Source organism: Tenacibaculum singaporense (assembly GCF_003867015.1).
In the GTDB taxonomy this organism is placed as follows: domain Bacteria; phylum Bacteroidota; class Bacteroidia; order Flavobacteriales; family Flavobacteriaceae; genus Polaribacter; species Polaribacter singaporensis.
This window is the reverse complement of the sequence record NZ_CP032548.1, coordinates 457,388-481,277: the sequence shown is the minus strand read 5'-3', so window position 1 is coordinate 481,277 and position 23,890 is coordinate 457,388. Positions and strand designations below refer to the sequence as shown.

The 23,890-nt window shown below is 30.4% G+C and carries 21 protein-coding genes and 1 pseudogene; 9 read left to right on the top strand and 13 right to left on the bottom strand.

Features of this window, described 5'->3' with window-relative positions; translation table 11 throughout:
• Positions 1 to 3 precede the first annotated feature (3 nt).
• From D6T69_RS02170 to D6T69_RS02160, 3 genes are all read right to left on the bottom strand, one after another.
• On the bottom strand, positions 4 to 927 hold the full coding sequence (locus D6T69_RS02170) for a hypothetical protein (RefSeq protein WP_125066239.1): 924 nt from the start codon (positions 925 to 927) through the stop codon (positions 4 to 6).
• Between the two features lie 82 nt (positions 928 to 1,009).
• The gene (locus D6T69_RS02165) at positions 1,010 to 1,225 is read right to left on the bottom strand and encodes a hypothetical protein (protein WP_125066238.1); all 216 of its coding nucleotides are present in this window, start codon (positions 1,223 to 1,225) and stop codon (positions 1,010 to 1,012) included.
• A 44-nt stretch (positions 1,226 to 1,269) separates the two neighbouring features.
• A complete protein-coding gene (locus D6T69_RS02160) occupies positions 1,270 to 1,488 on the bottom strand; it encodes a hypothetical protein (protein ID WP_125066237.1) in 219 nt (72 codons plus the stop codon).
• 161 nt (positions 1,489 to 1,649) lie between these two features.
• Here D6T69_RS02160 and D6T69_RS02155 point away from each other — a divergent pair, with 161 nt between their 5' ends.
• Positions 1,650 to 3,182 (top strand): vitamin K epoxide reductase family protein, encoded by a 1,533-nt coding sequence (locus D6T69_RS02155; protein ID WP_125066236.1) that lies wholly within the window; start codon positions 1,650 to 1,652, stop codon positions 3,180 to 3,182.
• Between the two features lie 7 nt (positions 3,183 to 3,189).
• On the opposite strand, the gene D6T69_RS02150 is transcribed toward D6T69_RS02155, so the two are convergent.
• Positions 3,190 to 4,455 (bottom strand): tyrosine-type recombinase/integrase, encoded by a 1,266-nt coding sequence (locus tag D6T69_RS02150; RefSeq protein ID WP_164506670.1) that lies wholly within the window; start codon positions 4,453 to 4,455, stop codon positions 3,190 to 3,192.
• 546 nt (positions 4,456 to 5,001) lie between these two features.
• On the opposite strand from D6T69_RS02150, the gene D6T69_RS02145 reads away from it, so the two are divergent.
• The gene (locus D6T69_RS02145; protein WP_125066234.1) at positions 5,002 to 6,177 is read left to right on the top strand and encodes a hypothetical protein; all 1,176 of its coding nucleotides are present in this window, start codon (positions 5,002 to 5,004) and stop codon (positions 6,175 to 6,177) included.
• 137 nt (positions 6,178 to 6,314) lie between these two features.
• Here the strand turns inward: D6T69_RS02145 and D6T69_RS02140 are convergent, their stop codons facing one another.
• From D6T69_RS02140 to D6T69_RS02115, 6 genes and pseudogenes are all read right to left on the bottom strand, one after another.
• Complete coding sequence (locus D6T69_RS02140) at positions 6,315 to 7,436, bottom strand: NTP transferase domain-containing protein (RefSeq protein ID WP_125066233.1); 1,122 nt, start codon at positions 7,434 to 7,436, stop codon at positions 6,315 to 6,317.
• Positions 7,429 to 7,905, bottom strand: coding sequence for a cyclic pyranopterin monophosphate synthase MoaC (gene moaC / locus D6T69_RS02135; protein WP_125066232.1), 477 nt, complete (start codon positions 7,903 to 7,905; stop codon positions 7,429 to 7,431). The genes D6T69_RS02140 and moaC overlap by 8 nt, the downstream gene beginning before the upstream one ends.
• Before the next feature lie 27 nt (positions 7,906 to 7,932).
• Positions 7,933 to 8,205: pseudogene (locus tag D6T69_RS02130) on the bottom strand (four helix bundle protein); the annotation flags it as partial.
• A gap of 60 nt (positions 8,206 to 8,265) precedes the next feature.
• Positions 8,266 to 9,462 (bottom strand): molybdopterin molybdotransferase MoeA, encoded by a 1,197-nt coding sequence (locus tag D6T69_RS02125; RefSeq protein ID WP_125066230.1) that lies wholly within the window; start codon positions 9,460 to 9,462, stop codon positions 8,266 to 8,268.
• A gap of 172 nt (positions 9,463 to 9,634) precedes the next feature.
• Positions 9,635 to 10,624, bottom strand: a complete 990-nt coding sequence (moaA, locus tag D6T69_RS02120; RefSeq protein WP_125066229.1) for a GTP 3',8-cyclase MoaA — start codon at positions 10,622 to 10,624, stop codon at positions 9,635 to 9,637.
• A gap of 90 nt (positions 10,625 to 10,714) precedes the next feature.
• On the bottom strand, positions 10,715 to 12,487 hold the full coding sequence (locus D6T69_RS02115; protein WP_125069142.1) for a MutS-related protein: 1,773 nt from the start codon (positions 12,485 to 12,487) through the stop codon (positions 10,715 to 10,717).
• A gap of 69 nt (positions 12,488 to 12,556) precedes the next feature.
• Here D6T69_RS02115 and uvrC point away from each other — a divergent pair, with 69 nt between their 5' ends.
• Positions 12,557 to 14,353: an excinuclease ABC subunit UvrC gene (gene uvrC / locus D6T69_RS02110; RefSeq protein ID WP_125066228.1), complete on the top strand. Its 1,797-nt coding sequence runs from the start codon at positions 12,557 to 12,559 to the stop codon at positions 14,351 to 14,353.
• Complete coding sequence (locus D6T69_RS02105) at positions 14,350 to 16,539, top strand: patatin-like phospholipase family protein (RefSeq protein ID WP_125066227.1); 2,190 nt, start codon at positions 14,350 to 14,352, stop codon at positions 16,537 to 16,539. Before uvrC ends, D6T69_RS02105 begins: the two co-directional genes overlap by 4 nt.
• 58 nt (positions 16,540 to 16,597) lie before the next feature.
• On the opposite strand, the gene D6T69_RS02100 is transcribed toward D6T69_RS02105, so the two are convergent.
• A complete protein-coding gene (locus D6T69_RS02100; RefSeq protein ID WP_125066226.1) occupies positions 16,598 to 18,142 on the bottom strand; it encodes an Rne/Rng family ribonuclease in 1,545 nt (514 codons plus the stop codon).
• Between the two features lie 294 nt (positions 18,143 to 18,436).
• Entirely contained in the window at positions 18,437 to 18,727 is a 291-nt protein-coding gene (locus tag D6T69_RS02095; RefSeq protein ID WP_047787990.1) for an HU family DNA-binding protein, read from the bottom strand.
• A gap of 133 nt (positions 18,728 to 18,860) precedes the next feature.
• On the opposite strand from D6T69_RS02095, the gene mutY reads away from it, so the two are divergent.
• From mutY to D6T69_RS02070, 5 genes are read left to right on the top strand one after another with little or no spacing between them, the layout of a single operon-like run.
• Positions 18,861 to 19,907: an A/G-specific adenine glycosylase gene (gene mutY / locus D6T69_RS02090; protein WP_125066225.1), complete on the top strand. Its 1,047-nt coding sequence runs from the start codon at positions 18,861 to 18,863 to the stop codon at positions 19,905 to 19,907.
• A 37-nt stretch (positions 19,908 to 19,944) separates the two neighbouring features.
• The gene (locus tag D6T69_RS02085; protein WP_125066224.1) at positions 19,945 to 20,382 is read left to right on the top strand and encodes a single-stranded DNA-binding protein; all 438 of its coding nucleotides are present in this window, start codon (positions 19,945 to 19,947) and stop codon (positions 20,380 to 20,382) included.
• Between the two features lie 19 nt (positions 20,383 to 20,401).
• Positions 20,402 to 21,730, top strand: a complete 1,329-nt coding sequence (gene gldE / locus D6T69_RS02080) for a gliding motility-associated protein GldE (protein ID WP_164506669.1) — start codon at positions 20,402 to 20,404, stop codon at positions 21,728 to 21,730.
• Complete coding sequence (gene gldD, locus D6T69_RS02075) at positions 21,723 to 22,277, top strand: gliding motility lipoprotein GldD (protein WP_125066223.1); 555 nt, start codon at positions 21,723 to 21,725, stop codon at positions 22,275 to 22,277. Before gldE ends, gldD begins: the two co-directional genes overlap by 8 nt.
• Positions 22,265 to 22,807, top strand: coding sequence for a hypothetical protein (locus tag D6T69_RS02070; protein ID WP_125066222.1), 543 nt, complete (start codon positions 22,265 to 22,267; stop codon positions 22,805 to 22,807). The genes gldD and D6T69_RS02070 overlap by 13 nt, the downstream gene beginning before the upstream one ends.
• Here D6T69_RS02070 and D6T69_RS02065 read toward each other — a convergent pair.
• A complete protein-coding gene (locus tag D6T69_RS02065) occupies positions 22,793 to 23,827 on the bottom strand; it encodes a COX15/CtaA family protein (protein WP_125066221.1) in 1,035 nt (344 codons plus the stop codon). The two genes, D6T69_RS02070 and D6T69_RS02065, sit on opposite strands and share 15 nt — an antisense overlap.
• Positions 23,828 to 23,890: the final 63 nt, after the last annotated feature.

Below are 23,890 nucleotides of genomic sequence, written 5' to 3'. Positions count from 1 at the left end.
AAACTACTTCAAACATTTAAATTTTGATTTTCTTTTTCTATAATAATCCTTTAAAGGTTCAAAACCGATTTTTTCACGTTCTATTTCTGCTTTTTTACAGTCACATATTTTGGTGTTTAAATATGTTCCATACTTGTTACAGGTATTTATTTTTATCTTTCCACTTGACTCTTTAGTTATTTTAATTGCATCTCCAAAGTATTTATAATCAATAATTCTAGCAAAATGATAAGGATACATTTCTCCTTTTAAAACAGCATCTAATATATAAGGCTTTAATGTTTTTATTTGTTTTCTTTTAAAATGCAATAACATTAGAGAAATATTGTCTGTAACATCGTATTTTCCTTTAGGTGTATTCTCTCCTATGATAGAAAAACCAGGCCATTTATTATTGTTTTCTTCTATTATTTTTAAGAGTCTATTATAATTATAATAATCTGTTTTTTTTGTTTGCTTCCAACTTCCGAAAATAGGACGTCTAGCCTTTTGATCTTGTTTTATCATTTCACGGATTTCATCTCTTAGAGAGACATTTATGTTAGATAAGTATGTTTCTTCTAATTGTTTTTTTTCAGCTTTCAGTTTTCTCCAAAAAGTAGATTCCTTAAAGTTTCTAAAATCTTTTGTTTTTATTCTTTTAAAAGATAATCCGTTTTTAAGACTTAGTTGTAAATGATTATAGGTTGTTTGACAATCACCTAGTTTTTCAGAGTTCTTAGCAGCTAAAAAATAATCTTCTTTAAAAGGTTTTTTAACCAAAGTAAAGGCAATATGATATAATGAATCTGATTTCGCATAATTCCCATTTAAATTATTAATTTCAGCATCATTAATTTTTTTATAATATTCTAAATAATTTTGGGAATAAACCCTAACTGTAAAAAAACAAGCAAAGCAAACTAATATTAAAATGTATTTTTTCATATCAATATAATTATAAAGAAAAGACCTTCCTTTTATAAGTTATAGAAGGTCTTTGTTAATTTTAAAAGGTTATAAACTTAATTTAACACTTACCTTCGTAGCGCTTTTTAAATTTTTTCCTCTCATTCCCGCCATCATTATCATCAATAACTTTAAAACAATAAGTATTTCCTGATCCACCTGGTTCATTTCTGGTTTCAGATTCGAAACGTTTACTTCTTGACCCAAGGATTGAACTTTGTTGTGTTTCAGATATTTTAAAAGAAATGAAAGATTCTATTTTTTCTATTTTTTTCATAATTGTATATTTTTAATTGTTAATAAAATTCTTTTAAGTTATGATTATTGATTATCAAATTCATCACACTTACCCGCTCTGTCGTACCTGTCTTTAGGTTTTGATTTGATTACTTCTCCTGAATTATTATCAATTACTTTATGACATGATCCAGAACCCGAATCTCTTGCAAAACTTTTGGTACGTCCACCAGCAACTTGGTTCATTACCTGTTTTGAAACCTGAAAGCTTTCAAAGCTTTCGACTTTACTTAAATTTTCCATATTATATTGGATTTAAAATTAAACTTACATTTTTAGTGTAGCTATTTTCCAAATAAAATTTAAAAATCTATTATTTTTACCAAAAAGTTGATTTTGAAAACTCATAGCAATATTCATTTTCTTTCATTCAATAGCTACTCAAAACTACAAAAAACAATTACATGAACAAAGAAAAATTTATTTTTTTAACAGAAATATTAAGAAGACTTTCTGTTTCGGTAAGAAAAGAAGAAATAAAAAAACGACTTGAAACTTATTATTATGAGCCTAATTTAAATGAATTCTCTAATATTTTTAATACTTGGGGTATTAAGAATTTATTAGTAGAAATTCCATTAGAAATGGTTGAGAAAGCTCCTAAACCTATGTTATCATTAACCAATGATAAAGAGTATTTTTTTATATGGGAGAAAAAAAACGAGAATTATGTATGCTTCTTCTCTAACGAATCAAAATACAAAACGATAAGTAAAGAAGAACTGTTAAGTATTTGGAGTGGCTTTTCTATTATACTTGAAGCAAATGAAGATTCAGGAGAAATAAATGAAGAAATAAAGATTGAAGAGAGAAAGAAAAATGATATCATAAAAGGGCTAATTATAACTAGTTTTTTTTCTTGTATTATTTTAAGCTTTTTTTATATAAATGAAAATGATATCTTTTTCTTTATAATCTCTATTTTTGGGTTTTCGTTTTCATCTTATTTATTATTAAGAGAACATTCTTTTTTTACACAAGAGGGGTTTGATATTTGCAAAATTGGGAAAAAATTTGATTGTGATAAAGTTGTCTCATCTAAAGATAGTAAACTATTAGGATTCTCACTATCAGAGATAAGTATAGTTTTTTTTCTATTTCTTATAGTAAACACATTAATAAATAGACAAGATAACTCTGTACAATTTGTTTTACCACTTATATACATGTCAGGCTTAAGTATTTTTTATTCATTATATCAACAATTGAGGCTAAGAACTTATTGTATTATGTGTCTTTCAATTGTGTTAGTTTTAAGTTCTCTTATTCTTTTTTCTTACGAAAGGTTTGCGTTGAGTTTTGTTATTCCTAATATAGAAGTTTTGTTTTCATTGGCTATTTCTATTTTAGTTACGAGTTTGGTAATAAATAACTTACTGTTAAATGAGAAATCTAAAAAGTTTTCTTATCGTTTAGATTCATTTTTCAATTCTCCTATAATCTCATTTGGGTTTGTTAATAGTGATGTTGGAAATAAGATGTTTGAAAATGAAATTGTAATAGGAGAAAATGCTGCTGACTTTGAAATTATATTGTTTATGAACCCTGAATGCAAAAGGTGTAAAGCTATTTTAAAAAATTTATCAAGATTGTTTTTAGAGTTTGAAAACTCTATAAAGTTCAGAGTTTTGTATTCGGGCGTAACTGACAGTAATTTTAAAAGTAAAATAATGTTCTTTGAACTATTTAAATCTATGGAAGCTTTAACTCAAAAAGAGAAACTCTTTTTTTTAAAGAATAACTTAAATCTTGTTACAAAAAAGAAAGAACTTCCTAAAAAGGTTGATGAATCATTAACAAGACAAAGTGAGTGGTCAAATGAACTCAACCTAGATGGAACACCCGCTATTATATTAAATGGGGTCATATTGCCTTCTTTTTTTGGAATTGAAGAATTATCTCAACTTTTAAGGAGAATAATAAGTTTTAGTCATTAATAAAAAACTAAAATATAACAGTATAATTTTCTGTATAATCATCAGGTAGAGAAGCTCCAATATCTCTCAAATAATTTTCTAACCCACTTAATGATTTATGCCTTGTTATAGTCATTAACCTATGTTTTGCCTGCAAGTCAGTTAATCCTTGTTTCTTAAAAGAAGTAAAGAGTATTTTTGCTGCTGTGTGTCTTGCTGAATAGATACTATGGTTGTCATTTAGGTTAATCTCTTTTCCTATATCATCTTTTAACTTCTTGAAGCGTCTACTAAAAAACTCATTTTTAGAAGACTCTTTTTTTACTTCCCATTTCCCTGGGATTTCTTTTTTGGTAAACAGAAAATCATCAGCATTATAGTTTTCTAAAGTCATTTTTTGAAAAACCTCTTTTAAAGGTTCAATTATCAGAATATTTGCCCTTTCTGTTTTTGTCTCTGCAAATAATATAGTGTTGTTCTGTAAATCAATATCTTTTACTTTCAATCTACAAATTTCAACTGGTCGCATTAGAGCATAAATGACAAATTTCATGTATTGATAAAGATATTTATCATTTTTTACAAGATAGTTTTTTATTGCTTCTAATTGTAGTATTGTGAAAGGTTGATTTTTTTCAGGCTTAGCTTTTAATGATGGAATATCTTTAACAAAGTTATAGCTTAAAATATCATCAGCCACTAATTGAGACAATAAAGAAGAAATAAGCCTTTTAAAGTTATTTCTAGTTGTGTTAGATGAAGTGTCTGAGATGTGGTTTAAAAAGATTATAATATGTCTTTTAGTAAGTTGGTCTATATCTTTATTGGCAAGCTTTTTTTCTGTTATCCACTTAACAAAGATGTTATACATGCTAGAGTTTCCATGTCTTGTTTTTTCAGCCCAAACTTTATTTTTTTCGTTTAAAGCTAACTCTAAAGCTTCTGATATAGTATAGCTTTTCTTGTCCAAAATTTCTTCCTGTTTTTCTTCAAAAGGGCTATAACCTTCTTGAAGCAAACGGAGTCTAGCTTTCTTTAATGCATTACCTATTCTTTTTCTTTCTGTTATAGTTTTAACCCTATTCAGACCTCTTTTTTCAATTATTTTATCCATAGCCCCAGTGAATGGATTTCTATAATAATACCATATATGCCATGGCTTATTTATATTAGGTTTATTAGTTCCTTTAATCTTTGGGATATAAAGCTTAGGTTCAGAAAACATTTTTTTAATTGAAATTACAGGTACTTTTGTAGGTACTTTTTCTTTGTCAAAGAAAATAAAATTTTTCATCATTTATGTTTTTAATTTATAAATGACTGATAAACATATTTATAATTGATTTTTTTAAGACTCTTGAACTTTGTTCTAAAAACGAAAAACATTATATTCAAAATCCGATGCTCGCAAGGGCGTGTGGGTTCGAGTCCCACCTTTGGTACAAATTTTAGAAAGCTGAGTTTTTAACTCGGCTTTTTTATTTTGAAATTATTCAATTTGTAGTAAGTTTTACTTTATTACACTTATTTTATTTCATGGTTTGCATCAGGACCAAAAATTTCAACTTTATTTTTGTTTAATCCATTAGAAACATTGATTTGTATAGAGTTTTTATTTAATGCTTCACGAGTTATTTAGGTAAATTTCATAAAAAATCCAATTAATAGGGTTCTGGTTTGTTGTGGTTTTCTTTTTTAAAACTGTTTTGTACTTAAAAATATGCTCAAGTTTTTATTCTATTTTAAAATAGAATTTCTACATAGTTTTAATTTTTGGCATGTTACTTGGTAATATTTAACTGTGTATCAAAAAAATGATAGACATTTAAAATCAGATCGTATGAAAAATTTTGTTTTACTACTTACAGGACTTTTACTAACGTCATTTACGATTAATGCATCAGAACCAGGTACTTATGCTGGTGAAGGGTATTCCAATTATGGAAAATCATTCATTTTTACAGAGGCAGGTGTTGAATTTGCTGTGTATCCAGATGGGCAATTCGATTTCTATTTGAATGGTTCAAGAAGAGGAGTAAATGTTAATTTTAATGCTCCTGGAGTAAATATAAGTTTTAATTCAGGTTATAATTATGATCCATTTGTACAATATGATGATTATGGTGCGGTAGTTCAAATTGAAGATATTCCAATTTTTTATGATCATTATGGTAGAATAGTACAGGCAGGTGATGTGTTTATTAGATACAATCGTTGGGGAAGAGTAGCTCGAGTTGGTGGATTGTTTGTTCACTATAATAGTTATGGGAACTTCTTAAATTGTACTGGATATATCAACAGTTTTAATAGATATTATGTGTATAGACCTTTTCACAGATATTTTGCAGTCCCTGTAGTTGATAGGTGTGTGGTTTGGAATCGCCCATATAGAAGATTTTATTCTCCATATAGATATTCGTATTCGGTATATAGAAACAATTATTATGATGGGTATTACAAAAGGTCATATAGAAACCGTAGTTATTATAGGCCAGAGAATAGTGTAAGAAATTTTAACAGAGGACGTAGGCTTGCCAATGCGAGAAATGTGAATTTTAGATCGAAAGATCATAGAAGAACAATGTATCAAAGAAACGATCGTAACTATCGTAAAAATACTAAAGAGAATTTTAGAGTAGCAAATAATAATAGGGATTATAGTAGAAATAGATCTCGTACAGTAGCAAGAAATACTAGAACAGTTTTTAGAGAAAGAGGAAGTAATAATTCTATTTCAAGAAGAACTCCAATTACGAGAGAAAGAAACAGAAATGAGGTAGCTGAGAAATCTAATACTAGAACATCAAAATATAATAGACCTAAAAGAAATGCTCAAACAAAAAGTACAAGAGGATATTTTAGGGATCGTTCTAGAAATGCAACAAATAGAGATCAAAGAAGTTATAAAAGTAGAGGGAATTCGTCAAGATCCAATGCTAAAATAAATAGAAGTAGAAATTTTAACAGATCAAAAGAAAATGTTTCAAAATCAAGAGAGGTTAGAAGCAGAAGATAAAATAGAGTTTATTTATAAATGAAAAAAACCACACTTTTTAAAGTGTGGTTTTTTAATACTTTAATTTTTATAAAATATAAATATGTTTTTTTGATGGAAAAAGACAAAAATGACGCTTACAGAGTTTAGAAAAAAACTTATAACTTTTTTATAAAACGAATAACGTCTTTAAACTCTTCAGGAGTGTTAATGTTTCTTATCAGATTATCATCAACCTCAATAATTTCAACATCAGAATTAATCAACATTTTGCGAGGACAAGAATACCCTTGTGCTAAATACTGAAGTAGTTTTCCGTAAGCTTTTGGTTCGTAAATGGTAATTAATGGTTCAGGAAATTCTTTGTTTTTTCCTTTAACAGCAGTAGCCACTTTAGCAGGATTTCTCTTTTGTAATAATAATTGAATAAGCTCATTATTTACAAATGGAACATCTGTAGCCATAACAAACCATGCTGAGTTTGGGTCTTTTTGAAAAGCAGAACAAATGCCTCCAAAAGGCCCTAGATTAAAAAAGGTATCTGGAATTTCATTTGTCGTTTCTGGTGAGGTAGATAAATCTCTTACAGAGTAAAAAGTTTCTAAATTGTTGTTTTCTAGTAACTCTTTTACATGTTCTTTTTGAGGCTTTTTATAGTACACTAACTCCGATTTGTCACGTCCCATTCGAGTACTTTTCCCGCCTATTAAAACCAATCCTTTTACAGGAGCAATATTTTCTTTAATGAGATTATGTATATGATTAGATATTTTATCAATTTCATTAATTGTATATGAGGTAATATTTTTGATGTTTGGAAAACGTTCTAGTAAACAATCAAAATACCTTGAGTCTTCATTCAACTTAATTATAAACTGGATGTTTGTTAATTGGTCTAACCTTTTTTTTACAGAAGCTTCTTTTTCGTCATCTAAAATCAAAATTTGTTTCGCCCCTTGGTAATGATTTCCATTAATAAAGACAAAATTGTGATTGTAAAACTGTAAGCGTTGTTCATACTTGTTTACAGGTGAAATAGTCTTTATTTGTAAATTACCTTCATGATGAAAGGTATATTCAGATAGGGTATTTTGCTCAACATCTTTGGCGTGTGAAGCATCAAAATATCCTAAATTGTATTGTGATAATTTTGCAGAAACTTCATGAACCAAATCAGCAATAACTCCGCATTTGGTTCCTAAGATAGCTACTTCATTAGACGCAAAATTATCATTATACTTCTTAACTAGATTTGTATGTTTAGTATGTTTTTTATCCATTTTTAATATCCGATTTACCACCAGTTTTCTCTATCAATTTCACTTCTTGAATCACCATTTTTTGACTGATTGCTTTACACATATCGTAAATGGTTAAACAAGTTGCAGAAGCTCCTGTAAGCGCTTCCATTTCTACTCCTGTTTTTCCTTCAATGGTCACTTTACAAAAAACCTCTACATACTCATCGTCTACAATATTGATGTCGATATCCACTCCATTGATTAACAAAGGATGACACATTGGAATAATATCAGAGGTTTTTTTCACTGCTTGAATTCCAGCAATGATAGCGGTTTGAAAAACAGGTCCCTTTTTAGTGATGAGTTCATCATTAGAAAAATGACTCACAATTTCTGAACCTAAAAACATAGTAGCTTTGGCAATGGCTGTACGTTTCGTGATTTTTTTATCAGAAACATTTACCATTTTAGGTTGATTTTGTTCGTTTATGTGGGAAAAGTTGCTCACTTTATATAAGTTTTAAATGTTGAGTTTTTAATTTTTAGTTAAACTCTGTTGTGATGTTTTTACAATTGCTGTTAATAGCCTAATTAGCTCGTGAATGTCCGAAAGTATATCTGTAACATCAATATTTGTTAAGTCACTTTCTTTTAATAAACGTAACCAATATTTAGTTTCTCTAGCTTCTTTTGAAGAAATAGACATTTTAGAAATAAAGTCTCTCTTACTTTGACCAGCTAAAGCCTCTTCTATATTTGCTCCTATTGAAGTTCCACTTCTTAAAAGCTGTTTTGAAATTATAAACTCTTGCCTTGAACAATACTTTCCTTCATTTTAAATTTTTAACTCAAAACTAAACATTAATAATTAAAAACCCCGATACGTTAGTATCGGAAAAACACTTCCTTTTTTAAATACTACTTCTTCGGTTTTCGGGAGCTCGATAAAACCATCTGCTTCTACTAAGCTAGCCAAATCTCCTGAGCCATTTCCTTGTATTGGAGTTGCGTATACTTGTCCTTTTTCAGAAGTTAATTTTACTTGTAAAAAACAGCTTAGATTAGGTTTAAAAGTAAGGTCTTTTACTAAAATTGCTGTTTTTTCTTCGGAAGAAACTCCAACAGATTTATAATGCCAAGGGTAAAAATACACCAAACAATTTACAAAGGTTGAAACTGGATTTCCAGGGAATGCAAAGACATTGCAGTTATCTGTAGTGCCGAACCAAAATGGTTTCCCAGGTCGTTGCGAAATTCTGTGAAATAACTTTTGAACACCCAATTCATCTAAAACTTCAGGTAAAAAATCAAACTTCCCCTTACTAACTGCTCCACTAAATAACAGTACATCGTATTGTTTTAAATACGATTCAATTTTTTCTTTTAAAATTTGTTTTTCATCAGTAATATGGGCTGTTTCTGCTGGAATTTTTAAATCGTTCAATAAGGAAACTAACGTGTATACATTGCTTCTACGAATTTGATGATCTAATGGGTTTTCATTTACATCAACCAATTCATCCCCTGTAGAAACAATCATTACTTTTGGTTGTTTAGCTACTTTAACAGTAGCTTTACCCACAGTAGCCAGTACTCCAATTTCAGCAGCAGAAATTATAGTGTTCTTTTTTATTAGAATTGTACCTTCACTTTTATCAGAACCCTGTGTATGGATGTTTTGTCCTTCTTTAATTTCATCAATAGTAATAGTAGCTACTAGCGTATTAATCTCAACATCTTCATAGCGAATTACTGTATCAGTATTGTTAGGTAATACAGCTCCTGTCATAACCTCATAACAGTTGGCGGCATTATCCAGTGTTTGTTGTGGACTTCCAGCAGCTTGGATTCCTTCAGTTTTAAAATCGCGAACACCGTGCTCAAAAAAACGATGATTAATCGCAATACCATCCATTGCCACTCGGTTGAATGGAGGAAAATCTCTATCAGCGACAATATCTTCTTTTAAAACTCTTCCGACAGCTTGTAAAAATGGAATTTCTTCAATTCCGAAATCTTGTGTGTTTTCTAAAATTATATGTTTGGCTTCTTCTACTGTTATCATTTCCATCCTTTAAATAAAGTTATTAAACCTACAATGATAAGACCTAACCCACCTACAAGACCTTTCAATGAAGTTGAAACATCCCATAGATTATCGTCTTTTTTGTGGAGTTTAAAAACAAAAAGTAAAGTTATAACTCCAACTAATATAGAAAGTAAACTATATATCATAATTATCCGCCTATTGTACTCATACTTTCGGTTACGTTTCCTTTTCTATTTGCCTCAGCCACAAAACCATTTTCAGGTTTTTCTTTTATCAATGATAAAAACAAGGCTTTTAAGTCTTCATTGCTTGCACCATTTCTAATAAAGTCACGTAGGTTGAAAACGCCATCATCAAATAGGCAATTTTTAAAAGTTCCTGTTGAGGTAATCCTAATTCGGTTGCAATCATTACAAATAGTACGAGTGAATGCAGGGATTATCCCTATAGTTCCTCTATGATTTTCTATAGAAAAATTTCTAGAAGTAGATGACTTTTTTGAGGGAAGTTCAGTAACAGTAAACTCAGACTGTATGTTGTTTAAGATTTTGTTATAGTTCCAAACTTCTTCTGCGTTTCGTTGCCCTTTTCCATTAAAAGGCATTTCTTCAATAAAACGAACTGCAATATCCTTGTCTTTAGTAAGCTGCACAAAATCGTTAATTTCATCAGTATTGAATCCAGACTGAACAACCACATTCAGTTTTAAATTCAACGAACTTTTTTCTAATAACTCAAAGGTTTTATATACTTCTGGGAAAACATCTCTACGGGTAATTTTAGCAAACTTTTCAGGGTGTAAACTATCAATGCTTAAATTGATATTCTTTACCTTTTTAAGTTTTTCTATCGTTTTGATGTGTTTGGAAATAAGCGCTCCGTTGGTCGTGATATTGATGTCATCTAACAAATCATTATACGATAACATTTCTAAAAAAGAAACAAAATCTTTTCTAACAAAAGGTTCTCCACCTGTTAAACGAACTTTATTTACACCTAATTCAGTAAGTACTCGAATTATTCGGTACATTTCTTTGTAGGTAAGTAGCTCTTTTCTTGGTACAATATCAATTCCTTGAGCAGGCATACAATATTGACAACGTAAGTTACAACGGTCGGTTACTGCTAAACGAACGTAGTTGATTTGTCTTCCAAAATTATCTATGAGTGTGCTCATAGTGTAAAGGTACGGATTAATCAATCAATTTTTCCTGTCATTTGTCATGGTTTTGTTGAAAGATAATACAGACTTTCTCAAAACGAATGGTTACACAATTTCCATTTTTTTAAGAAGAAAAGAAGCATTCATGTTTTTACAAGTTCCAGGCTTTATCGTGTAATCGAAAAACAATTCATTGTTTACAATTTCAGCATCAAAATAATAATTCAGTATTTGAGGATACTCATTAGCTAGTTCACACAAACTTACATCGTGAGTAGCTATAATTCCAGTAGATTTTGAACGTGTAAGTTTTTCAACAAATTTTCTAGAGCCTGATGCTTTATCTTTACTGTTTGTCCCTTTTAAAATTTCATCAAGAATAATAAAATAGCGATCGGTTTCAATAGTATCAACAATAAATTTTAACCGTTTTAGTTCCGAATAAAAATAAGACTCATCCTCGGTTAATGAGTCAGATGTTCGCATACTGGTAATTAATTTTACAGGAGTGTATTGATAATTAGTGGCGCATACAGGTAGTCCACAATTTGCCATGACTAAGGATAAAGAAACGGTGCGCAAAAATGTACTCTTTCCTGCCATGTTAGCACCAGTTATAATGAAAAATTGTTCCTTAGAAATCGTAAAGTCATTGTTAACTCTTTTTGAGGGTTTCAAAAGTGGATGCCCAAGGTTTTGAGCAATAATACCGTTGTTTTCTTTTTGAAGAGTAGGGAAAGCAAAAGTAGGGTGATTAAAAACGAAGTTGGCAAAAGAGTTATAAGCATCGAAAAAATTTACAACGTTAAACCACTCATCGGTAGTTTCTTTATAGGAAAGAATCCATTTTTCTACTCTTATTGCAAGGGTAATATCCCATAAAAACAAGCCATTTCCAATAATAGCAATAACAATATTATTACGCTGGTCGAAAGTGTCTAAAATTTTAGAAAACTCTTTAAAAATAACAGATGCTTTTTTTGTTTTAGTAGCTATTTTTTGTTGCTTTTCTTTTAGAAGAGCAGAGGTAAAAGTTTCTTTTTCTATTTGCTCCAGAAGTAAATAATACTGTTTAAAAGTATCTTTAGCCTTACTTGAAGAGGTGTAAATATGTTGTGTTTTTTTAATATGGAAGATTGTAATTGTTAAACCGATAAAAAACCAAATTAAAACAACTGAAAAAGGAATAGCACCAAAAACCAATAAGACTATTAAAGTTATTGAAATGGTTGAAAAAAATATAGAAACCCACCTTAAAGAAGTTGCTAGTTTTGATTCATAGTTGATTAACCATTTTGTAATCACTGAGGATTCTTGAGTGGTTGACGAAACCAAATGTGCTAGTGAAGTAAAATGTTGTCTCCAATGAATTTTTTCAGATAATTCTTTAAGTGCTTTTTGTTTTTCTTCAATAAAAGTAATCGAATTACTCGTTAATAAGGAGGCTAGAAGTTTTTTACCATTGGTTGTTGCAGTTCTATTGATATATTGAAAAAAAGAACCTTTTCCGAATAAGTCAATATCATTACTATAAGAGTGTGTGGAATTTGTAAACTCTGCTCCTTCAGGAAGTGATTCAAAATGACCATTAAGAACATCAATTTCTAGTTGGTTATTATCTTTTTTAAGCTGAAGTATAGTACGTTTTTCTTTTACTTGTTGATGCTGTATAACTAAAAAAACAAATAGTAAAATACCAATTGAACCGAATATAAAAGGTATATAAGGTTGATAGAAGGTTAAATAAACTCCAAAAGAAAAGCCTAAAAAAACAAATAGCCTGAGTATTCTTATAAAGGTTATTTTACTGTTTGTTTTTGAAAGTTGAACAGCTAAATTTTTCAGTTCTTTATTGTAAAAATCTTGTGGTTGTTGCATTTTTAATTGAAAAGGATAAATGTACAGCATTACAATAAATATCTTTTAATAAAATCGTATTTTCGTTGTATGCCAACATCACTCGAACTTCAAATAAAAACGCTACCAAATTCACCAGGAGTTTATCAATATTTTGATAAAGATGATACGATTATTTATGTTGGAAAAGCTAAGAGTTTAAAGAAACGAGTTTCGTCTTATTTTACTAAGAATCACGAGAATGGTAAAACACGAGTTTTAGTAAAAAAAATTGTTCGAATAGAACATGTGGTGGTTGATACAGAAACAGATGCGTTACTTCTTGAAAATAACCTGATAAAAAAATACAAACCACGATACAATGTCTTGTTAAAAGACGACAAGACATATCCATGGATCTGCATTAAAAAAGAGCGATTTCCGCGCATATTTTCTACAAGAAGAGTTGTTAAAGATGGATCGGAGTATTTTGGCCCATACACCAATGTGCGAACGGTACATGCGTTGTTGGATTTAATTAAAGAGTTATACCCGCTACGTACTTGTAATTATGATCTAAGTCAAGAAAAGATTGACGCTGATAAGTATAAAGTTTGCTTAGAATATCATTTAGGTAATTGCAAAGGACCTTGTGAAGGATATCAAACGGAGGAGAGTTATTTAGAGGATATCAGAGCAATTAGAAACATCATTAAAGGAAATTTTAAAGAGAGTTTACAACAGTTTGAAAAAATAATGCTTGACTTTGCTGCTGATATGCGATTTGAAGAAGCGCAAAAAATCAAAGAAAAATTAGCGTCTTTACAAAATTATCAAGCCAAATCAACAATAGTGAACCCATCAATTAATAACGTAGATGTATTTTCTATTATTTCTGATGAATCGCATGGTTATGCAAACTTTTTAAAGATAATGAATGGTTCAATTGTACAATCGTATACCACGGAGATTAAGAAAAAACTAGAAGAAACGGATAAGGAACTTCTTGAGTTGTTTATTATTGAAACTCGTCAGCGCTTTCATTCGTTATCAAGAGAAATTTTTGTTCCGTTTAAGGTGAATGTGGGAAATGATATCAAAGTCACGATACCAAAATTAGGAGACAAAAAACGTATTGTAGAACTGTCTGAACGTAATGCTAAGTTTTATCGTCAAGAACAGTTTAAACAAATTAAAATTGTAGATCCAGACCGTCATGTAAAAAGAATCATGACGCAGATGCAAAAAGATTTACGATTAGGAAAAGAACCTCGTCATATAGAATGTTTTGATAATTCGAACATACAAGGGACAAACCCAGTTGCTGCATGTGTAGTTTTTAAAGACGGAAAACCGAGCAAAAAAGACTATCGTCATTTTAATATCAAAACAGTTGAAGGTCCCGATGATTTTGCTTCAATGGAAGAAGTAGTATATAGAAGATATAAGAGATTATTGGACGAAGAACAACCTTTGCCACAGTTAATAGTAATTGATGGAGGAAAAGGGCAGTTGTCTTCTGCTTTAAAGAGTCTAGACGCTCTAGGTTTAAGAGGAAAAATAGCCATTATTGGTATTGCAAAAAGATTGGAGGAGATTTTTTACCCAGGAGATCCAGTTCCGTTATATTTAGATAAAAAATCAGAAACGCTTAAAATTATCCAATATTTGCGTAATGAAGCACACCGCTTTGGAATTACTTTTCATAGAAACAAACGAAGTAAAAGTGCTATACAATCAGAATTAGAACAAATCCCAGATATAGGAAAGCAAACTATTACTAATTTATTACGAAAGTTTAAGTCAGCAAAAAGAGTTAAAGCTGCTACTTTAGAAGAATTGAAAGAAGTGGTTGGAAATGCTAGAGCTCAAAAAATATACAAACACTATCAAAAAAAAGAAGAATGAAAAAGTTGCTAATTTTATTATTACTACCAGCACTCATGTTGGCACAAGATCAACCTAAGGTAGGTTTGGTGCTTAGTGGTGGTGGAGCCAAAGGAATTGCTCATATAGGGATCTTAAAAGAGCTTGAAAAAGCGGGAGTTCAGGTAGACTATATTGGAGGTACAAGTATGGGAGCCATTGTTGGTGGGCTATATGCTTCAGGATACACGGCAGATCAGATAGAAGAAACTGTTCTTAAAACAGACTTTATGGATTTACTACAGGATAAGGTTTCTAGAAGAGAGAAACCCTTTTTTAGTAAAGCTCATGGAGAAAAATATGCTATTTCTTTACCCATAAAAAAAGGGAATTTAGGGTTGCCTTTAGGTTTGTCAAAAGGACAAAATGTGCTTAATTTTCTAACAGAATTACTAGCTCCTGTTGATGAAATTACTGATTTTTCAAAACTTCCAATTCCTTTTTACTGTATAGGAACAAATATAGAAACAGGAGAAGAGGAAGTTTTAGAAAGTGGGTCACTACCGTTAGCTTTAAGAGCTAGTGCAGCGTTTCCTTCGCTATTAAACCCAGTGGACATTGATGGGAAATTATTGGTTGATGGGGGAGTTGTAAACAATTTTCCTGTAGATGTAATGAAAAAGAAAGGAGTAGATATTGTTATTGGTGTGAGTGTACAAGGAGAGTTGTTAAAAAGAGAAGAGCTGGTATCAATAGCCTCACTATTGTTGCAGATTATTAATTTTCAGATGTATAAAAAATCTGACGAACAGGTAGAGTTGTTGGATGTTTATATAAGACCAAACGTGATTGACTACAGTGTGATATCTTTTGATGTAAAGAATGAGATTTTAGAAGAAGGAGAGAAAACAGCAAAACAGTATAGAGTAGTTTTTGATAGCATCGCAAAAATGCAACCGGTAAAAAAACAGATTCCTAAAATTGAGCCTAAAGAAAAGAAGTTTTTGGTTGATAGAATTATTATAAAAGGAAATAAAAATTACACAAATAACTACATCTTAGGTAAACTACAATTACGAGAAGGTGATAGTGTTTCGTATAAAGAAGTTTCTAAAAAAATTAACACGTTAACAGCCTCAAAAAATTTTAAAAGAATTGATTACCATTTTGAAAAGTCTTTTCAAGGGAAAAAGCTTGAGCTAACAGTTAAAGAAGAAAAAATACAATCGTATTTACGACTTGGGTTACATTATGATTTACTGTATAAATCGGCAGTATTGCTAAACTATAATCATAAAAAAATGCTTTTTCAAAATGATGAATTTTCTTTAGATGTTGGTGTAGGAGACAAAATTAGATATAACGTTGAGTACTTTATAGATAATGGGTTATTACCAAGTTATGGTTTCAGAACAAGGTATAATGTGTTTAATAGCGATTTTATATATAATACAGGTCTTATAAACGGGAAATATAGAGATTTTTCTACAGAATTATACTTACAAACAACATTAGATAAAAAATTTGCAATAGGTATAGGAGCTGAGCATAAAAATATTAATGCAAGTACAAAAAATATTTCTACAGAAGGAAAAGAAGACTTTTTTGATAATAGTAACTATGTAAACACTTTTGCTTTTTTAAAATTAGATACTTATAACAAAGAAATGTTTCCTAAGAAGGGCTTCTATGCAGATATAGGATTTAAATGGTTTTTGTGGTCTGATAGAAACAATAGATTAGATGAATTAATAGAAAGTAGCGAGCCTTTTCACCAATTTTCTCAATTAGGAGGAACATTAGGGTTTGCAACTACTTTTTATGATAAATTGACATTTCAGTATACCTCACAAGCAGGATACACACTGGGAAAAAAAACGTTTGAAATATTTGATTATCACCTAGGAGGGTATAACCAAAACTATATTAATAATTTTATTCCAATGTATGGGTATGATACAGGTGGGTTAAATAATCAGTCTTATTTAAGGTCTGAGTTTAATTTACGTTATGAAGTTTATAAAAAACATTATGCAATGTTTATAGCTAATTACGCACGTGTAGAAGAGGATGTGTTTGAAAACGGAGATTTATTTAAAAACACTAAGTCAGGATATGCTGTTGGATATAGTGTAGAGACTTTTTTAGGGCCTATAGAGTTAAAATATTCATGGTCCCCAGATCATTCAGACCACTATTGGTTATTTAACCTTGGTTTTTGGTTTTAGAGATAAAAAAAATCCCGTATCATTTGATACGGGATTTTTATTTCATAATAAGATTGCCTTACTTACTTTTCTTATTCTTTTTTAAATAGAATTTATATTGTAAGTATTGGTAAGCGTCTCTAGGTAATACTTTAATCCACTTTTTGTGTTGAACAAACCATTTAAAACGAATTGAATTAACGCCTTTTGTTAAATAAGCAGCTATAAATGGATGCACGTTTAATGTGATTTCTTTATACTTTTTACCGCTGTTTAATATGCGTTCTAATTCGGCTTCTATTTTGTCTAGTAACACAATAGGAGCTTCAACTTCCCCATTTTTATTTGGGTTTGGTTCACGTGTTTTTATCTCTAATTCAGGTCGTACACGTTGTCTTGTAATTTGAACTAAACCAAATTTACTTGGAGGTAAAATTTTATGTTTAGTACGGTCTAAAGACATCGCATCTTTTAAATGTTGATATAATTTCTGTCTGTTTTCAGCAGATTTCATATCAATAAAGTCAACAACAATAATTCCGCCCATATCTCGTAATTGTAATTGACGAGCTATCTCACTGGCAGCAATTAAATTGACTTCTAAAGCAGTTTCTTCTTGGTTTAAGGATTTGTTAGAACGGTTACCACTATTTACATCTATAACATGTAAAGCTTCGGTATGCTCAATAACTAAATAAGCCCCTTTACTCATTGAAACTGTTTTACCAAACGATGTTTTTATTTGTCGCTCAATACCATATTTTTCAAAAATAGGTACATCAGAACGATGGTGTCTTACAATGTTTTCCTTTTCAGGGTATATTTCTTGTAAGTACTCTTTAATTTCAACCTTTAGGGTTTCATCGTTGGTTACTATACTTGTAAAAGAATCGTTCATAACATCTCTTAAGATAGAAGATGCTCTGTTTAACTCACTTAATATTTTTGTTGGAGTATTGTTATTAGCTATGCGTTTGCACATGGTTTTCCAACGGTCAAGTGAGTTTTGTAAATCTTTGTCAAGTTCTGCTACCTTTTTACCTTCGGCAACAGTACGTAAAATAAGTCCAAACCCTTTAGGCCTGATACTTTTTGCTAATTTTTTTAAACGCTCCTTTTCTTTCGGATCTGCTATTTTTTGCGATACCGATATACGGTTAGAAAAAGGAACCAAAACTAAAAATCTACCTGCAATAGAAAGCTCCGAACTAATACGCGGACCTTTGGTAGATATAGGTTCTTTTACAATTTGTACTAATAAATTTTGACCTGATTTTAGTACGTCGTTAATACTTCCATCTTTGTTAATATCTTCTTCAAAGCGAAAGTTTTTTAAAGTGAATTCTTTGTAATTACCTGTGCTTACTTTCTTAATGAATTTATTCAAAGATTGTACTTGCGGACCTAAATCGTGGTAGTGTAAAAAACCATCTTTAGGGTATCCAACATTTACAAAAGCGGCATTTAAACCAGTCATTACTTTTCCTATTTTAGCAAGAAAAATATCTCCGACTGAAAAGTTATTGTCGCTAGTTTCTTTGTTTAACTCAATAAGTTTACCATCTCTTAGTAAGGCGAAATCAATATCAGAAGAATTGGAACGAATTATTAATTCTGTTTTCATTCTGAATATGGTTTTATGCCAACGTAAAATTTACGAAGACGGATTAAAATTTGTAAACAGGTATATTATTTATACCATTTTTAAGGTGTTAAAACCTTAATGTCAATGAACGTAACTTATAAAAGCAACGAAAAAGTAAGCTACTGCTTACTTTTTCTTATGACGATTTGCTCTTGCTCTTTTCTTTCTTTTGTGTGTAGAGATCTTAGCTCTCTTTCTTTTTTTACCACTTGGCATAGTTAAAATGTTTTGTAAAACCTTAAAGGTAAAGGTTTTGGGTTAATACTTTTTTAATTACTTTACAGCTACTTTTGTTTTTACCCCTTCAGTAAATACTTTTGAAGGCTTAAAAGCAGGTATGTTGTGTGCAGGAATCTTGATAGTTGTATTCTTAGAAATGTTTCTACCAGTTTTTTCTGCTCTAGTTTTAATAATGAAGCTACCAAAACCTCTTAAATATACATTATCACCATTCTCTAATGCATCTTTTACCTCTTCCATAAATGCTTCAACAGTCGCTAAAACGTCCGCTTTTTCAATTCCGCTCTTATCTGAAATCTTAGATACGATATCTGCTTTTGTCATTATAAATATATTTTGTTTGTTTTCTTTTAAAAAATTGAGGGTGCAAATATATGATAATTAATCTATTCCGAAAAAAATAAGAATAAAAATATCTAAATTAAATATACTAATTTTGCGTTCACAATTTACATAAATGATTTTAGCTAAGCAACTAGTATACTGGTATTTACAAAACAAAAGAGATCTTCCTTGGAGAAAAACAAAGGATCCGTATCGTGTTTGGTTGAGTGAAATTATGTTGCAACAAACACGTGTGGCACAGGGCTTACCCTACTTTTTAAAGTTTACAGAAGCATTTCCAACGGTGTTTGATTTAGCCAAAGCAGATGAAAGTGAAGTATTGAAGTTATGGCAAGGACTTGGTTATTATTCACGCGCAAGAAACTTACATTTTACAGCTAAGTTTGTAGCAAACGAATTAAATGGAATATTTCCTAAAACATATAAAGAGTTACTTAAATTAAAAGGGATAGGAGATTATACTGCATCAGCGATTGCTTCTATTTGTTATAATGAGCCAGTTGCAGTTGTTGATGGTAACGTTTATAGGGTTCTTTCTCGTTTTTTTGGTATAGATACACCAATTAATTCTACAAAAGGAATTAAAGAGTTCAAAGAATTAGCCCAAACTTTAATTGATACATCACAACCAGGAGTATATAACCAAGCTATAATGGATTTTGGAGCGTTACATTGCAAACCTCAGAATCCTATGTGTAGTGAGTGCCCACTAGTAAATAGTTGTGTAGCTTTTGCAAAGAGTAAGATTAAAGAACTTCCTGTAAAAGAGAAAAAGATAAAAGTAAAAAAAAGATACTTTAATTATTTGGTTCCAATAACAGAAGAAAACGAAACTGTTTTAGAAGAACGAAAGGGTAAAGGTATTTGGCAAGGACTTTATCAGTTTCCTTTGATAGAAACACAAAAGATTACAAGTGAAGAAGAGTTGGTAGAAAGTGAACAATTTGTAAAACTTTTTCCAAATGAAACCACAATCTCTCTTTTTAATAATGAAGATATTGTTCATAAACTATCACATCAACATTTAGTTACTAAGTTTTGGGTAGTAAAAACTACGGATGTAAACACAAGAACCATGGATTGGGCAACCGTTAAAGAGCGCCCAGTACCAGTGTTAATTGATAAGTTTTTAGAGGAATATTTAAACAAAGAATCTTAAAATTTGTATATTTGATTTTACACAAAATTATAATGCTATGGCAGGAACAATAAACAAGGTTATTTTAATAGGACATTTAGGTGATGAGGTTAAAATGCATTATTTTGAAGGAGGAAACTCAATAGGTCGTTTCCCTTTAGCAACTAATGAAACCTACACTAATCGCCAAACAGGAGAAAAAATAACAAATGTTGAATGGCATAATATAGTAGTGCGTAATAAGTTGGCTGAAATTTGTGAAAAATATTTAACCAAAGGAGATAGAGTGTATTGCGAAGGGCGTATAAAAACACGTCAGTATGAAGTTGATGGACAAAAAAGGTATACAACCGAAATTCATGTACAAGACATGACGTTTTTATCAACAAAAAAAGATCCAAACAATGCACAGCCAAATGTGGCGCCAACTCAAGGGAGTCCTAATCCTACACCACCTAGTGTAACTAATGAAGAAGATGATGATTTACCATTTTAGTTTAATTAAATTTTAAAAATTGGATCCAGAACCCGAACCTTTACTTTTAGTATTATCAAGTTTTGATTGGTTGACTACTATCAACTGTTTGTTGTTACTTTTATTATTGATTTGTTCTGCATTAGTTTCAGGAACTGAAGTTGCTTTCTTTTCAATTTCGCAAACAGAATTAGATGAGTTATCAGCGAATTCCAAAGAAGAAAACACTGTAGTAAAACTACTTCAAGACCCTAAAAAGTTATTAGGAACCATTTTAATAACAAATAACTTTATTAATATTCTTATTGTATTGCTCTTTGCAAGTATTGGTAAGGTGTTATTTGCAGGATTAGATTACGAATTGGACTTTTATTTTTTCAATGTATCTGTCCTTTTTTTAATAGAAATAGTACTCATTACTTTTTTAATTTTATTGTTTGGTGAAGTGTTACCTAAGGTATATGCTAGTAGAAAATCATTACAGTTTGCAGAGTTTATGGCGAAACCTATTCAAGCATTAAATACTATACTAACGCCATTAAGTTTACCACTTATCAAATTAACAAGTGTTGTTGAAAATAAGCTAGGTAATAAGAATAATAACCTTTCTGTAGAGCGTTTGTCACAAGCGTTGGAGTTAACATCAGATGATGCAACGACTAAAGAAGAACAAAAGATTTTAGAAGGGATTGTAAGTTTTGGGAATACTGAAACGGTACAAATTATGAAGCCTCGAACTGATGTGTGTGCGATAGCAGACGATACTAGTTACGAAGAGGTGTTACAAACTATTTTAAAGAATGGATACTCGAGAAATCCAGTATATCATGAAAGTATTGATAATATTACTGGAGTTTTATATGCAAAAGATTTATTAGAGCACTTGAATAAGAAGACATTCAAGTGGCAAAAACTGTTGAGAGAACCGTTTTTTGTTCCAGAAAATAAAAAGTTAGATGATTTGCTGGTTGAATTTCAAGAGAAGAAAAAGCACTTGGCAGTTGTAGTTGATGAGTATGGAGGTACTAGTGGAATTGTAACGTTAGAGGATGTAATAGAAGAAATTGTAGGTGATATAAATGATGAATTTGACGATGAAGACCTAACTTATTCGAAACTTGATGAAAATAATTATATTTTTGAAGGAAAAATAACCATTAAAGATTTTTGCCGTGTATTAGAAGATGAAGACGAGGAAAAGTTTGAAGAGGCTAAAGGAGAAAGTGAAACCATAGCAGGTTTTATTTTAGAGGTCTCAGGAAAATTCCCAAAAAAAGGTGAAAAAATAAACTTCAGTAATTATACGTTTACTATTGAAGCGTTGGCTAAAAAACGTATAAAACAAGTAAAAGTTACCCGAAATGCGTAAACTCTTTTTGCTGGCATCAGCAATATTTTTAATAAGTTGTGGTGAGGAAACCTTGCCTAAACCCAAAGGTTATCTAAGTTTAGAGTATCCTGATAAAATTTATAAAAAAGAAAATTTAAATAAACCATATACGTTTGAAATAGCTCAAATAGCTCAAACTAAAGATTTACCAAAAAACTGGATAAAAGTTGAGTATCCAAGTTTAAAAGCATCGGTAGATATTACGTACCGTCCTATTGAAGGAAATTTAAGAGAGTTATTAATAGAATCTGAAAAACTAGTATTTGAACATGCTATTAAAGCTGATCAAATTACTGCTCCAGTAGAATATGCAAATCCAAATACAAAAGTTTACGGAAGTTTATACCAAATTTTAGGGAATGCTGCTTCACAAGTGCAGTTTCATGCAACAGATAGCTCTAAACACTTTTTAAAAGGGTCTTTATTCTTTTATACCAAACCAAATTACGATTCTATTTTACCAGCAGTTGAATACATCAAAAAAGATATGATTCATATGATGGAAACGTTGGGGTGGAAGGAGTAAAAATTAGTATTGTGAAGTTGGATGTGAACTTTTTAGAAGTTTTGAAAACTCATAAACAGGTAGAGCCTTTTGACTATGACTTAGTTGTAGATTGGGCTGTAAATATGCTATTGAATAATTATAACTATGAAAGCTTGATAAAAATAGCTTCTATGAGTAAGCCTATTTTTGAAGAAGAAATTGTTGATTATGTGACAGAAGTTTTGAATGATTTTAAGATTGAGGAATTAGTGGCGGTTGATACTTTTAAAAGGAAAGCAAATTATCATGTTAAAATGATTTTGCAAAGCAATGAAATAAGAAAACATTTAGAATCACTTTATAAAATTTATTTAGAAAGTGACAATCCAGATTATAAAGTTTTCTTTAACTTACATCATGCTTGGAAAGATTTAGAATCAGATTTTATAAAGCAAGAAATGAACGGAATTCAGATGTATTATAAAGGAGCGACACTAGAAAATATCAAGGAGTTGATTATTTTAGAATCAAAAAAATGGTTGGAGTCTTGTGATTTATACTCTTGTTAAATGAATGTCTTTCCTACTCTGCAACCACAAATAAAATTGTAATCCGAATAAAATAGCACCTGATAATAAGTGTACAGCTTGCGTGCCTAAAGGGAATTCTGCATAGTACATTAAAATACCCGTAATAGTTTCTAAAAAGATTAAAGCAACAATCCAATTTACTAGTTTGTAACCTAAATTTCTTACCTGATTTAAGTAAAATAATCCAAGGTTTACCAATACAATAGCTATAGTAAAGGAACGGTGGATGTAGAACTTTATATTCGGATCCATCAAACTATAATGTTTGTTTTCAAAGCCATGTAACTTTACTTGTTCGTCAATAAATTGGCGTACCTGAGTTCCTAAAGCAATTTGTATTAGCGAAAATATAGCTGAAAGAATTACTAACTTACTAAATAATGAATTGTATTTGTAAGATGTTTTCTTTCGATCGGAAACGATGTAAAGCAGCCATAATAATAAAGCAACAATAACTAAACCTCCAACCATATGAATGGTGATAATTGTTGGTTTTAGGTTTGAGTCTACAACAGTTTTTCCTAGCCAAGCTTCAAACAACATTAAAAAGAAAGCTCCGAATGATAAAAGAGTTATTTGTTTGTTTTCTTTCCAAAACTTAACAGAAACAAAAATTAAAAACAAAAAAGGAATTCCTGCCAGAGCAGAACTTAATCGGTTAATATACTCTGTCCAAGTATGAAATTTGTTGAATTTAGCGTAATCGTGTTTGGTGTACTTTTCCCAGTTATTAGCATTAAATTCATCAGTGGTTTTAATATTGTGACCTGCTACAAATAAGGCTTCATCTTTTACGATAATCATCCCTTTTTTATACTCAGAATTAGGCTGCCAAGTAATTTGTTCTTCAGAAGTTGGAGGAATATAATATCCAAAACATTTTGGCCAATCTGGACAACCCATTCCTGAACCTGTCATACGAACAACAGAACCAGCTAAAAAAATAACATATACAGCAATCAACGAGATTTTTACAATGAGAGGAAAATGTTTCTTCATCTGATGAAAAGTTTTAGCAAAGATACTTAAAAGGTATAAAAAAAGCTCCTGATTTAGGAGCTT